This window comes from Virgibacillus sp. AGTR, from assembly GCF_016919725.2.
Classification (GTDB): domain Bacteria; phylum Bacillota; class Bacilli; order Bacillales; family Amphibacillaceae; genus Virgibacillus; species Virgibacillus salarius.
Genome location: NZ_JAJERH010000059.1, coordinates 14028 through 27061 on the forward strand (window position 1 = coordinate 14028; position 13034 = coordinate 27061).

12 protein-coding genes and 2 pseudogenes are annotated in these 13034 nt (G+C 34.7%); 2 read left to right on the forward strand and 12 right to left on the reverse strand.

Annotated elements, in window-relative coordinates:
• Nucleotides 1-47: 47 nt before the first annotated feature.
• Nucleotides 48-965: a cysteine synthase A gene (cysK, locus tag JUJ52_RS17325; protein ID WP_205388556.1), complete on the reverse strand. Its 918-nt coding sequence runs from the start codon at nucleotides 963-965 to the stop codon at nucleotides 48-50.
• Between the two features lie 488 nt (nucleotides 966-1453).
• Between cysK and JUJ52_RS17330 the strand changes: the two genes are divergently transcribed.
• A complete protein-coding gene (locus JUJ52_RS17330) occupies nucleotides 1454-1870 on the forward strand; it encodes a VOC family protein (protein ID WP_166530301.1) in 417 nt (138 codons plus the stop codon).
• Nucleotides 1871-1978: 108 nt separating this feature from the next.
• Here JUJ52_RS17330 and JUJ52_RS17335 read toward each other — a convergent pair whose 3' ends face one another.
• From JUJ52_RS17335 to JUJ52_RS17370, 9 genes and pseudogenes are all read right to left on the reverse strand, one after another.
• A complete protein-coding gene (locus JUJ52_RS17335; protein ID WP_026683181.1) occupies nucleotides 1979-2773 on the reverse strand; it encodes an ABC transporter permease in 795 nt (264 codons plus the stop codon).
• Entirely contained in the window at nucleotides 2770-3417 is a 648-nt protein-coding gene (locus JUJ52_RS17340) for an ABC transporter ATP-binding protein (protein WP_228089054.1), read from the reverse strand. Before JUJ52_RS17340 ends, JUJ52_RS17335 begins: the two co-directional genes overlap by 4 nt.
• 216 nt (nucleotides 3418-3633) lie before the next feature.
• Nucleotides 3634-4497 carry a 5'-3' exonuclease gene (locus tag JUJ52_RS17345; RefSeq protein ID WP_205388558.1) on the reverse strand — a complete coding sequence of 288 codons (864 nt, stop codon included), beginning with the start codon at nucleotides 4495-4497 and terminating at the stop codon, nucleotides 3634-3636.
• A gap of 1 nt (nucleotide 4498) precedes the next feature.
• Complete coding sequence (locus tag JUJ52_RS17350) at nucleotides 4499-8143, reverse strand: dynamin family protein (RefSeq protein WP_205388559.1); 3645 nt, start codon at nucleotides 8141-8143, stop codon at nucleotides 4499-4501.
• A gap of 70 nt (nucleotides 8144-8213) precedes the next feature.
• Complete coding sequence (locus JUJ52_RS17355) at nucleotides 8214-8693, reverse strand: CBS domain-containing protein (protein ID WP_205389766.1); 480 nt, start codon at nucleotides 8691-8693, stop codon at nucleotides 8214-8216.
• A 121-nt stretch (nucleotides 8694-8814) separates the two neighbouring features.
• Nucleotides 8815-9273, reverse strand: coding sequence for a flavin reductase family protein (locus tag JUJ52_RS17360; protein WP_026683177.1), 459 nt, complete (start codon nucleotides 9271-9273; stop codon nucleotides 8815-8817).
• A gap of 259 nt (nucleotides 9274-9532) precedes the next feature.
• Nucleotides 9533-10432 carry a 3-hydroxyacyl-CoA dehydrogenase gene (locus tag JUJ52_RS17365; protein WP_228089055.1) on the reverse strand — a complete coding sequence of 300 codons (900 nt, stop codon included), beginning with the start codon at nucleotides 10430-10432 and terminating at the stop codon, nucleotides 9533-9535.
• Nucleotides 10433-10589: 157 nt separating this feature from the next.
• A pseudogene (locus JUJ52_RS23855) lies at nucleotides 10590-10796 on the reverse strand (IS110 family transposase); the annotation flags it as partial.
• A 169-nt stretch (nucleotides 10797-10965) separates the two neighbouring features.
• Complete coding sequence (locus tag JUJ52_RS17370; RefSeq protein ID WP_228089056.1) at nucleotides 10966-11538, reverse strand: NAD(P)H-dependent oxidoreductase; 573 nt, start codon at nucleotides 11536-11538, stop codon at nucleotides 10966-10968.
• A 273-nt stretch (nucleotides 11539-11811) separates the two neighbouring features.
• On the opposite strand from JUJ52_RS17370, the pseudogene JUJ52_RS17375 reads away from it, so the two are divergent.
• Nucleotides 11812-12054: pseudogene (locus tag JUJ52_RS17375) on the forward strand (IS110 family transposase); the annotation flags it as partial.
• 189 nt (nucleotides 12055-12243) lie between these two features.
• Here JUJ52_RS17375 and JUJ52_RS17380 read toward each other — a convergent pair.
• Nucleotides 12244-12570, reverse strand: coding sequence for an ArsR/SmtB family transcription factor (locus tag JUJ52_RS17380; RefSeq protein WP_228089057.1), 327 nt, complete (start codon nucleotides 12568-12570; stop codon nucleotides 12244-12246).
• Between the two features lie 183 nt (nucleotides 12571-12753).
• The coding region (locus JUJ52_RS17385) for a hypothetical protein (RefSeq protein ID WP_228089058.1) at nucleotides 12754-13034 on the reverse strand (281 nt) is incomplete at its 5' end.

A 13034-nucleotide genomic window follows, 5' to 3' on the forward strand; every position in this document is an offset into this window, starting at 1 on the left:
GATACGCAAGCAAAAATCCCAGTTCTCCTGATTTTATAAATATTTAATTAGTTAAAAAGGTTCATGCTCAAATATCGCTCACCTGAATCAGGTGCTATACAGACTACTTTCTTATTCTCTCCAAGCTTTTTAGCAACTTGGATTGCTGCATGTACGGCTGCAGCACCGGATAAACCAATAAATATTCCTTCTTGTTGAGCAATTTGCTTAAACATCGAAACGGCATCGTCATCGGCGATTTGTAAGATTTCATCATAGATATCTGTATTCAAGATATCTGGAATAAACCCAGGGCTTGTTCCGACTAATTTATGCTTACCTGGTTTCCCACCTGAAAGTACTGGTGAGCCTTTAGGTTCCACAACGGCAATGTGCAGATTAGAAATTTTTTCTTTTAATGCTTCCCCTGTTCCTGTTACCGTTCCCCCGGTTCCTGCTGTGCATACAAATGCATCTAATTCATCATTCATTTGTTCTAATACTTCGATTGCCGTAGTTGTTCGATGAATATCTGGATTAGCCTCGTTTTCAAATTGTTGAGGAATATAGCTCCCTGGATTTTCCTTTTGCAATTCTAATGCTTTTTTTATTGCACCAGACATTTTTTCTTCACTTGGAGTCAAGACTACTTCTGCACCATAGGCACGTAAAATGTTTCTTCTTTCCTCGGTACTATTATCTGGCATTACAATGATCGCTTTATATCCTTTAGCGGCAGCATTCATAGCTAAACCAATTCCAGTGTTTCCGCTGGTTGGTTCAATTATTGTATCTCCTGGTTGAATCAATCCTTTTTCTTCGGCGATTTTTATCATATTATAGGCAGCACGATCCTTCACACTTCTACTTGGATTATATTGTTCCAATTTCACATACACATCTGCTGCACCTTTTGGTACGACCTTATTTAATTTCACCATAGGGGTATTACCTATAAGTTCACTAACGTTGTTAACGACTCGCATGTTATTAAAACCACCTTTGTATACATATACGTTTATTTGACGAAGTCTTTCTACTTCATTATGCGTAAGGCTAATAAAAGTTTTCTACAATAGGGTATTCCATTATATTATAATGGGATTGTAACCATTTTTCCAACTTTGCCTATCGGATAACCTGAATAAAAGATAACCTTATATCTTTTATATTTATTATGCACGTCGTTTATATTATTTTGAGTTATGGATAAAAGATCATGCCAATACATAAAGGTATGATCTTTGTAGCTTGGATATTTATCCTTGTTTATCTGTTTCTTATAAGGTGGTTACTCTCTACTATCTATTTATTATAATTGCGGCTAACCTGTTAAATCGACTTCCCTTAAACGAAGCTGCATAATGAAAATAAGGTTCTAATTTCATTTCTTGTATTAATATAGCAAACGAAAAGAAATTAAAGCATCACTTTTATATTACAATGAAAGAATAAAAATAAAGGAGTTGCTTATATGACAGTGAAACTTAGCCCTTATCTAAATATGGAAGGTAATGTAAAGGATGCAATACAGTTTTATGAGCAAGCAATCGATGCTAAGGTCTTGAGCATTATTACTTATGGAGATATGCCGGACATACCCAATACATTTACAGATGATCAAAAGGATCTGGTGGCACACGCAAATTTACAAGTAGGTGAGACGGAGCTTATGTTTTCAGATGTGCCTGATGGTTCCACTGTTGAAAAGGGCAAACAAGTAACAATTTGTATTACAACGAATGATGTGGCAAAATCAAAACGATTTTTTGAAAATCTACAGCAAGATGGTATAGTCAATATGCCTTTTGCAGCGCAACCTTTTAGCCCAGGCTTTGGTGATGTAACCGACAAATTTGGTGTGACCTTTCAAATTAATACTGAATTATAAACAAAAATAAAAGCTGGAGTTGTAAGCATAAATGCAGGCTCCGGCTTTTATTAATTTCTTTATTCAAAAATTGCTAAATGAAACTTGACTCATATAATGCTATATTATTTATTCATTAAATGGTTTTAGCTGTGCACGGTGATTAAAAAATGTCTTATAGGCTAAATGTAAAAAGATTACAACCGTAATAGAAACGGTACCCGCCACGCCCAGCATAATCGCAATCTGGTATTTTACTGCACTAACCGGAGATGCACCAGCAATAATTTGTCCAGTCATCATTCCAGGTAAAAAAACGATTCCCATACCTACCATCGAGTTAATGGTTGGAAGCATTGCTGAATCGAATGCTTGATTAATAATGGAATCTGAAGCATCCTTTGGTGTAGCTCCTAACATTAAAGCACCTTCTACCTTCTCTCTTTGCTCTTTAATTCCGATAAGTAACTGATTGACACCTAATGTTATTCCTGTCATTGCGTTACCGATAATCATCCCACCAATTGGAATAAAGAATTGTGGATCATACCAAGGATCTAATTGTAATACGACAAATAAGAAGTAAATTAAGCTAATTACGATACCTAAAAACATCGCTAATCCTATTGTTTTCTTTATAGAAAGGCTAATGGTTACACTCGCACGTTTGTATACATTATATATAGCAAATCCAAGCATGAATAAGACAATAATCAATGTTATGATCGGATGAGGCTGTTCAAAAACAACCATTAGTAAATATCCAACTAAAATTAATTGTACTGTCATGCGTAATGTTGAGATAATAATTATCTTCTCTCGAGGAATTCGTTTAACTCGCACAATAACCCATAATATAACAATAAATACATAGGCAAATAATAACTGCCACAGTGTTAAATCCATTGCACTGGACTCATTCATTTGGACACGCCTCCTGCAACGACAGACTTACTAAATCGATTCATATCAATCATTGTATCCGCTAGCTCTTGAGCAAGTGCTAAATCATGGGTTATCATGATTAAGGTTTTATTTGTGGCTTTAATGAAGTCAACAAAAGCGTGTATGACCTTGGAGGCTGTTGTGTGATCCAGCGCTGATGATGGCTCGTCCAATAAAAAAACTTCAGCATCTAATAGCATTGCTCGCGCTAAAGCAAGTCGCTGTTTTTCTCCCCCCGATAATTCACCTGCTTGTGCTGCCAATGTTTTATGTAAATCCAGCTGATGTAAGCACCTGTCTAATTCTTCATCAGTAGAAACACGTTGCCCGGATAACTTTTGACCGATTTGTAAATTATCTCGAACTGTTCCATCAAAGATAACAGGCGTTTGCGGTACCATTGTAATATATCGACGTAATTGTACGGGATCCATTTCTGAAAGGTTCTTCCCTTTAAAGTAAATATTACCTTCGTTTGGAGAAATTAAATGATTTAATAATCGAAGAAACGTTGATTTTCCACTACCACTTTTTCCTATAATACAGGTTACTTTATTTGCTTCAATGCTTAAATGATCTATTTCGATAATTCCATTTACTTTCACGTTTTCTATATGAAACAAGAGATGATTCCATCCTTTCCTTATATTACTCTTAGTATTTCAAATATAATCCGAATTATTTCTTTACATAAACGCTATTATAACTAAAATGGAATAAAAATAACCCACGTATTCGTGAGTTATCCTTAAGTAAACGTAACTGTAATAGTGCTTTAATGAAAAAGTTACTAGCCAGATTTCACATAAATACCGAAATGTCAATGATGCCAACGTGTCTTACACTAACTTTTCCAGATTTTTAAATTCTAATGACTGAAATTTAGTTGTAATTTTCTTTTTATCGTAATTCCATAAAGCGTCATCAAGTCCACAGCTAATCGGTACATCGCATTTGATTTCAGCAAGCTTCCTTGACAAATGGAGCATGTCCAGGTTTGCATTAATCTTCGTTTGTACCCCCTTTGGAAGCTTATCCATATTTGCTAATATATCATCGATTGAACCATGTTCTTGAATTAATTTTAATGCCGTTTTTTCACCAATCCCTTTAACTCCAGGGTAATTATCAGAAGCATCCCCCATCAATCCTTTTAGATCAATTATTTGCTTAGGTGAAATGCCTTTTTTAGCTATGAAATTACCATGATCAAAGATCTCGTAATTTCCTTGTCCTTTTTTCATGATAGCAACACGGATACCATGATCTACCAGCTGTAGAATATCTTGGTCTCCTGTCAAAATGGTTACCTCATCCTCTATGGCATATGCGCGTGCTAACGTACCAATACAATCATCAGCCTCAAAATTCTCCATTCCTATATTAGGCATATCGAAACTATCTACAACTTCCTTTACTAAATCAAATTGTGGAATCAGTTCTACGGGTGGTTCATCACGATTCGCTTTATAGCCTTCATACATTTCTGTGCGAAACGTTTTACTTCCCATATCCCAGCAGCAAATGACATGAGTTGGTTCAAAGGTATTAACTGCATCTAGGAAATAGCGTAAAAATTGATATACTCCATTTGTCGGAATTCCTTTACTCGTTTTCATATAGTTTCCTCTAAATGCTGTGGCAAAGAAGCCGCGAAATAATAGGGCCATACCATCAACAAGTAGAATCTTTTGTTTTACCATGTCATCCTTCCCTCGTTTCAAAAAGCTCTAGTATTGATGCTAGTTTTTGTTTCGTATTCTTAAGCTCCGCTAGTGATATGTTAGAAGTCATCATTTCTAGCGAACTATTCATATAATTATCCCACTGAAGGAAAAGCTGTTTTTTCATCAAATCAATAATCTCAGCCCATTGCTCAGAATAGGATGAAACCATAACTTGTTTACTTGCTTCAAGATATTGTTTTATAAACGGTTTAAAGACACGATAAATCTCATCTTTCATCAATTCTTTTTCATTCTTCTCGAAGAAGGACTTCGTATTTTTAAATGTCGCCAATGCACGCTCGAATTCTTGCACATCGATATCTGAAAACGCCTCTAAATAGGTTGGTGTAACTAGTTCCTTTATTTCTATATTCGGAAGAATAAAGCTGTCATCGATCTCTTTACCCGTTTTACGAATTGTTGCAAAAACTTCCTTCGCTAATTTTTCGACAAGTGATTCGATTCGTAATGAAACTGCTTGTAATTCACGAATAAGTTCCTGCCCACAATAGGTTATTAGATTTTGTAGGCTGTCCCATAATTGCATTTTAGCATACTTGCCTGTTTCTGTAATCGTTGTCGGATTAAACATTTCTTTAAACATGTCGTGAAATCGAATTCCGATACGTTCGAGCACATAATAGAGCTGTTTTTCTATTTTTTGATTGATTTTATTGGTATCTGGGTTTATATTTATATGTTTCATTTCATGCTGTAATCGGTCTTTCTTTGCAAGCATAGACTGTTTCCATGCTGCCTTTTCACTTTGGTCCAGCTTCTGTGATTCTATATAGTGATTTAATTGCTGGTATGCTCGCTTCATATCCCATAGTGCTGATGCTACTGTTAAATGTGTCAAGTCATCATGAATAAAATGATAGAAAGCCGCTTCAAAATGATTCATTTTCTCATTTAGTTGGATATGCGCTTGCTTTTCTTGAAGTGATTGACGACTAGATGCTGGATATAGTCTAGGGAATCGTATTCCGAGCTTAAGTAATTGCTCTTTAACGTAAGAACAAACGACTTGGAGCTCTTGTTCATCCTTTGCTAGATCAGCTGCATTTACAATAAAAAACATTTTGTCAAGCTGAAATACCTCTTTTACTCTGCCGAGCTGCATCAGAAAATCCTTATCGGCACGGTTTAAAGCATGGTTATAATAGGTAACATAAAGAATCGCATCTGCATGCTTAATATAATCAAATGCTACATTAGTATGACGTGCATTGACAGAATCAGCACCAGGAGTATCCACTAGACTAATGCCCTGTCTCGTTAGTTCACAATCATAATAAAGATCAATGGATTCTAGATAACATGCCTTCGATTCATCGGTCACGTAAATCGGAAATTCGTCTATAGATAAAGTAAGCTTTTCTCCAATCGTTGATTGTATGTCGTTAAAGCCTGTTAGCATTGCCTTTAAATAGGATTGATACGTATTGCTTAAAAGTTCGTTATTAAACAGTTCTTCTGCTCTTATCCACTCAAGAAGTTCTTCCAGCTTGGTAGCTTTAGGTGAAAACTTTTTCGTGATAGAATGGATATCTTTAATTAATGACGCTTCATCCTTCACCTTCACTAATACTGTACCATGCTTATACGTATCCGTCACTGGATTAATTCGATTTACTGTTGCAGTTGTAGGATTTGGAGATACGGGTAGTACTTGTTCACCTATCAGGGCATTTGCAAAGGAAGATTTACCAGCACTAAATGCTCCAAATAAAGCAATTGTATAAGATCTATGTTGTAAACGCTGCTTTTTTTGCTGCAAGTCATTAACTAGGGAATCAAAGCCTGGTAATCCTTGAATTGCTGCCGATGATTGGGATAATGCCTGAATCATTGTATCCATAGAATCCATGGATTTATTCATTCCAGTATTTTCATTATCTGCCTTTTCTTCTTCTCTCTCAGGTTTTTGTTCACAAATTTCCAATAACGGCTTTTTCCCTCGCTTTATTCGTTGCTCTTTCATCAGAAGCCTATCTTCAATCTCTTTAACAGCACATTCCGATTTATGATCTGCTTTCAATAATTGATGGACTGCCATTTTTTTCTTTTCAAGATCTTCTTCGATTATTACATAGTTTGCCACTATGCTTTGGGTTTCTTTCAGTTCATTTAGTTGCTTATTACAAGCATTAATTGTCTCCGTATTATGCTGATGGAGATGTGTCTCCATTGTATTCCATAATTGATTTGCTTGTTGCTTGTATTTTCGCTTTATTTCTCCTGAAAGATCATTGGTATAATTAATTACATAATCTCCGTTTATTGTAGCTCCTTGTTTAATAAGATTAACGAGATCCTTATAAGTTAGAGAAATGGAGAAATGTTGCAATTGTTCCTGTAAATCCGTATCTTCGATCTGGTAACGCTGTAATAACTCGCTCCACTTGTCACGTAATTTCCACTGCAATGACGCACTTTCGACTTTTTCTAAATTGGACAGAAAATCTGTTGCTCGCTGTTGTCGTGCTTCTTCGGTTTTTTTCTTTGAGCCAATAAGGCCAATTTTAAAATGGCTTTGTTGTGATTCCAAAAATAATTTAGCAGAATCACGTAGATTCGCTGGCATGAGATATGCATTCTTCAGTGTTTGATGTAATTCATCAAAAAAATCACGTTTTACATGTTTAATATTTTGTTGGAGATTCGTAATTTTCTGCTCTATCTGTTTTATTTTTTTAACTTCTTGTTGATGCTCAGGCGGCACGCGGTACGGTGCTAGTTTTTCTTCATATTGCAATTCAAGAAACGTCTCATGTTCTTTGACGAGTACGTGAGCAGCATGATTATGCTGCAGTAATTCACCTTTCTTTATAGTCAATAAAGAATGGAGTGTATGCTTTATATCCTCAAACTGATTATTTTGTGCAGTTGATTCTACGAGAGAGGAATAGAATATAGCGATTGGTTGAATGTCCCATAAATCAAACGTTTGTTTAATGCTTGTTTCAAATGACTGAAATGATAATTCGTTTTCATCATGTTTATCTATCTGATTAATGATGACATAGAACGGTATAGATTTCTCATGTAATCCTGCTAAAAATTGAAGATTCACTTCAGATTGTACATGGTTATAATCCATCACATAAAATAGGACATCAATTAAATGAAGCGATGATTCTGTCATTAGTCTATCTGCATCATCTGCCGCGTCGATACCTGGCGTGTCAATTAAGGCGGTTCCGTTCGGCAAAAGCTGCTCAGATGTACTTATTTCAATTTTTTTAATCTTATCTTTATCCATGGAATATTGCTTGATTAATTCCATGTCAAAGGGCTCTTGATACTCCTCTGGTGCATCATGATGAAAATGTAGCCGTACTGTCCCATTACCGGATTCTATTTTTACAATATTTGCACTTGTTGGTATGGGGCTTTTGGGTAAAATATCCTGTTTTAATAACGCATTTATCATCGATGATTTTCCAGCAGAAAAGTGACCAGCAAAGCAGATCATTAATTCTTGTTTTTTGAATTTATCGTAGAGCTCTAAAATTTTCTCGGCATGGTGTACATCTTTATGTTCAATCATTTTTTGATATATAGCTGCTAGCTGATACAAACTACGTTGTGTCGCATCTATTGTCTTCAAACTACTCATTTCCTTTCACGCTTCCCTTATCCATATACTAGCGTCTATTATACGAGATAAGCATCTATATTTCTACTTCCTATAAGGAATTATCCTTTGTTTTCTCAACTAATCGTGACGCTATATATCGTATGACATCTCCCCGGCTAATGACTCCTATGACAATCTGTTCGTCTGTTACAACGGGAATTTTCTTAAATGCATGCGCAGAAAATATTTTAACAGCTTCTTCCAAGTCTGATTCAGGTTGTACCGTACTAATTTGTTTTTTACGCATAAGTTCGGTAACAGGTTTTGATAATGCAGCATCAATATTTTGCTGGAGGTTTTGAATCTTGTCAATCATTACGTGGGCATATAAATCATATACTGTCCTCCCTCTTGGCTGCAGATATCGTATGACATCCCCGTCAGTAATCATACCTAAAAGCTTGCCAGCTGTATCTATTACAGGTGCACCACCTATTTTATTAACAGTCAATAGCTGTAATAATTCTTTCATAGTGGTATCTGGTGTAACATAGATCACATCTTTTATCATAAAGTCTTTTACCTGCATCGTAAGTACCTCCATTAAGTCGATAATCTCTTTACTGTTATTAACTTTTACAGAATAATTATACTTATTAAAAATAGCTACCCACTGTCGAGTCAGTAAGTAACTATTTTTAATAAGTATGTTAATATAGCTGGCGATAGTTACCACCATAAAAAATGACCGGTTCCCCCTCATTAGACTTTATTTCTGTTACCTCAGCTATAAAGATTAAGTGATCTCCAGCCTTAGCCGTTTCCTTTACATGACAAGCCATCGTTGCTAATGACCCTTCTATGACTGGAACATCTCCCTGCTGTATAAATGGTACTTCTCTGTCTTTTGCTTTTTGTCTGGCAAATATTTTTGATAAATCCTTTTGCTCATCAGTTAAAATACTAATTCCAAATTGCATCGTTTCCTGAAGCTTTTTATACATACTAGCTTTTTCATCAATCGAAACAGCTATTAATTTAGGATCTAAAGATACAGACATAAAAGCATTTACTGTCATGCCTACTATTTCTTCATGATAATTGGTGGATATAATTGTTATACCTGTTGCAAATTGCCCCATTACATCTCGAAAAAGTCGCTCATCCACTATACGTCCTCCCCCTTTTCTCGATTTCAGTTCCTTTTAGAATATCATCGAAAAAGGAAAAATTGAAAAAAGATGCTTAAAGTTAACATAATAATATTATCATAAACTAATTTTCATTATTATGTTACTATATGCTTTATAAAAGAAATGTGATACAACGAACCAAGATACTTGTAGAATGAAAATAAGTTATTTAAGTTTTAAATCTCAAATAAATATAACCCTGTAACAAAAGTCCCTTTCTAATTTATTACTGCGATTAACCTTCTAAAAAACTAGAATTCATATAATTCGGGTTGGGATATTTGTAGAACCCTTCTCCAGTGTCTTTACCAAGTTTTCCTTTATCAATTAACTCTGTTTTCAATAAATTTGCCAATTTTTTAAATTGTTGTTCGCCTGTATCAGAAGCTTTTGCAAGTTCAATATTGTATGAGGTTGTGATACCTATGATGTCCAAAATTGCAAAAGGACCTAATGGAGAACCAGTTGCTTTCATCCATGCTTTATCAATAGTTTGTGGATCTGCCACCTCATTTAACCAAAGCAACATAGCACCTTCTAAAAAAGGACCTAACAAAGAATTCAAAATATAACCTGGTTGTTCTTTGTATAAAGGTAAAGCGACCATTCCAATAGCTTTTGCAAATGTAATAACATCATTAAATACTTTCATATCTGTTCCAGGGTGTTTCATAATTTCTGCAGTATTATTAATCCAAATTTCATTTGCGAAATGCATAGCTAAAAACTTTTCTGGTCTTCCTGTCACTTCAGCAAATCGACTAGGCAATAACATAGATGAGTTTGTTAAGAAAATGGTCTTCTTTGGAGCAACTTTACTTAATTCCGAGTAAAATTTAGTCTTAATATTTACCACTTCAGATACAGCTTCAATCACTAGGTCAGCTTCTGAAACTGCTTTTGATAAATTGCTAGAGAAAGTTATACGCTGAAAAGCAGCATTTATCTCTTCTTTAGTTACTCCTAAGTCTTCTTGATAGCGATCCATCAAAACCAGTATTCTTTTTTTTCCACTGTCTAACGCTTCATCATTTATGTCATAAACCGAAACTTGAAATCCTTTGAAAGCAATCTGAAAAGCAATTTGACTTCCCAAAACACCAATACCAGCAACCATTATATTCTTATAAAACATTGTAAATCTCTCCTATCTTCAATACCAATGATTTTATTGGATTTCTCAATCAGTTTCGTTGCTCGTTTCATTCCAATACATACATGAGATTAACCAGCACAAAGTCTTGTGTTTATCTATACTATAATAGGTCAGGCCTAACCAGAAATCCCTCGTTGACTCCACTCCGAACATGACATTGTTTTTTCATTGTCCTTCTGCAGTTTGGGTACTCAACCATTAACTGTTGAAAGCCGTATATTCGATTGTTAAAGATCAGTCTTTTGCCAAAACTCATACCCTTTATCATCCTGTGCCCGTGCAACGTGTTGTCCTTAGCAATATCAATACCTACAATTAGGGTAGATGGTGTGATTTTCGGAATTTTTCGATTTGATTAGAATTCATTTTGAGTCCTCCTTGGTAGTTATTAATTTCGGTGTTAATGCGCATTAACACCCTGTACCATATCAAGAGGGTTCTTTTTTGTTCAATCCTCGAATTTCTTCATTACAGGAATGCTCCTTATACATGTAAAGAAATATCCTCGATTTTTATAGCTTAGCAGGTAATGAATTTAAAAACTTTACCCGGTTTTCGTTCTTACCTAGGGATACATATCCACAGTGTAACCATTGAATATTTTTCATTCCTACAGCTTTCAAGGTAGCCTTAATAAAGGTTTTTTTGATACCATTTCCCCCTAAAAATTGAATATACCATTTAGGAGCTTGGCCAGTTGTAATAACTTTTACGGATTCGATATTCGTTAGCAGCCCTTTCATCGAACCATACTTATTTTCAATATAAGCAAAATTTTTCAGTAAGACTTTATCTAGAAATCCCTTTAAAATAGCTGGAACATTATACCACCAGACTGGGAATATAAAAATTAAATCATTACTAGACTGTAACATTGATTGATACTTACCTACTAATTCATCCCCATACTTGCCCCTTGAATATAATTTTAATTCACTTGCATGGTAAGTTGGATCAAATTCATCTTGATACAAATCAATAATTTTATATTGCTGATTTCTTTCTTTAAATATTTCTATTACTTTAGTTAAAATGGCATGATTATAACTACCATCCCATGGGTGAACATATATAATCGTTTTCATACTTTTCTCTCCTCGTCTATTTTACTAGGCATTATTTTTCGCCCATTGTTTCTTATAAAATTCATTTGTTTTATTTTTTGAGAATTAATACGTGTGTTAAACTCGTCGCTTTACACTACAGGTGGACGCTTCGCGCATGGCTGTGAGCATCCTCACTCGCAAAAAACGCTTGTTGTGGGGTCTCAAGACGTATGCTTTTCCCGCAGTCGTCGCCTTTCGTTCCAAGTGACTTATTATCTGCAATTTCTGGACGCTGTAGAGATAATGGACTATCTAAGAATTAAAGGTAAGAATCGTTTTGAAGATCCAAAGCAATTCGCTGTATCGTTTCAAAAAACTGTTTGTTCTTCCTATCGACTTAATAAAGTAGTAGACTCGATCGAACCATTTTAGCTACAACTATAATGCTCATTCGTACGTTCCAAAAACAGATTAAGGAGCTAGTAATCCATTAAACGCATCATGACTGGCATATCGCAGACGCTTGAATCAGTTCCAGGCGTTGGCCCTGTTTATACATGGTAAAAATCGGGCAAGTAGATAAATGAAGCTTAAATAGCTTTCATATCTTTTGTTCATTTCCATAAATTTACATTTTTATTATTTTATTTAACATATACCACAGGTATTTTCTTTTTTATGAATGTGGCCACCTAATATGCATTAGTGCGTATATATGCATATATAGAGAAGAAAAACTCAATGTTAGCAATTATTTAAGAGTTTTTCTAATTGATCAGTCGTTAATTTAAACTTATCAAATATCATGTGGCTATTTACTTCGTAAAAAATATTTCTGCCTATTTTTGTTTTTGAAACAATTTCAAACCTATGCATTAAATCTAAATGTCTTGAAATAACCGATCTATCCTGTGGGAGTTTTTCAGCAATTTCAGTTATATTTTTAGCTCCAAAAACAGCTAAATATCTAATAATTTCAATTCTAACAGGATCAAATAATGCTTTATAAAAGTCAAAATCAATAGCGTTATTGATTTCTATTGAACATTTAAGCTCTTCATCTCTACTCATATTTGCTCACCGCCTATATATAGGATATATGCTTGAACATGCACATGTCAAGTTTAAAGTTTAAGAAATAATATGAAAGAGCAGTAGAATAAACCAGAAAAATATAAAATTAATCCTTCGAAAAAATACAGTTCGAATTTTAGTTAATCCTGTTAAAATCAATTAATTTTCAGTATTCCCTTTTTAATGAGAATGTGTAATATACCAGCTGTTATATTTATTGTGGAGCGAGTCAACGAAGATAAAGGAATCACGGTGAAGCTTGCGAGCGGATAATAACAGGGCGATTCGTGAAGTCGCCTCGTTTCTGAGCGCTGGATCTGGACGTGGCTCAACACGTCCAGATTTATCCACAGGCTTAAATTTTATAATTTCCTTCATTAGCGTTGCACAAAAAAATTTTAAAATAGTCAAGTGCGCAAAACTGGAGTATTTATTAAAAATATACCAATTAATAAATGTTT

Excerpts from the sequence above, each read along its gene's own strand:
- cysK (WP_205388556.1), bottom strand. The coding sequence starts at position 965 with ATGCGAGTCGTTAACAACGTTAGTGAACTTATAGGTAATACCCCTATG.
- JUJ52_RS17330 (WP_166530301.1), top strand. The coding sequence starts at position 1,454 with ATGACAGTGAAACTTAGCCCTTATCTAAATATGGAAGGTAATGTAAAG.
- JUJ52_RS17335 (WP_026683181.1), bottom strand. The coding sequence starts at position 2,773 with ATGAATGAGTCCAGTGCAATGGATTTAACACTGTGGCAGTTATTATTT.
- JUJ52_RS17345 (WP_205388558.1), bottom strand. The coding sequence starts at position 4,497 with ATGGTAAAACAAAAGATTCTACTTGTTGATGGTATGGCCCTATTATTT.
- JUJ52_RS17350 (WP_205388559.1), bottom strand. The coding sequence starts at position 8,143 with ATGAGTAGTTTGAAGACAATAGATGCGACACAACGTAGTTTGTATCAG.
- JUJ52_RS17355 (WP_205389766.1), bottom strand. The coding sequence starts at position 8,693 with ATGCAGGTAAAAGACTTTATGATAAAAGATGTGATCTATGTTACACCA.
- JUJ52_RS17365 (WP_228089055.1), bottom strand. The coding sequence starts at position 10,432 with ATGTTTTATAAGAATATAATGGTTGCTGGTATTGGTGTTTTGGGAAGT.
- JUJ52_RS17370 (WP_228089056.1), bottom strand. The coding sequence starts at position 11,538 with ATGAAAACGATTATATATGTTCACCCATGGGATGGTAGTTATAATCAT.
- JUJ52_RS17380 (WP_228089057.1), bottom strand. The coding sequence starts at position 12,570 with ATGAGTAGAGATGAAGAGCTTAAATGTTCAATAGAAATCAATAACGCT.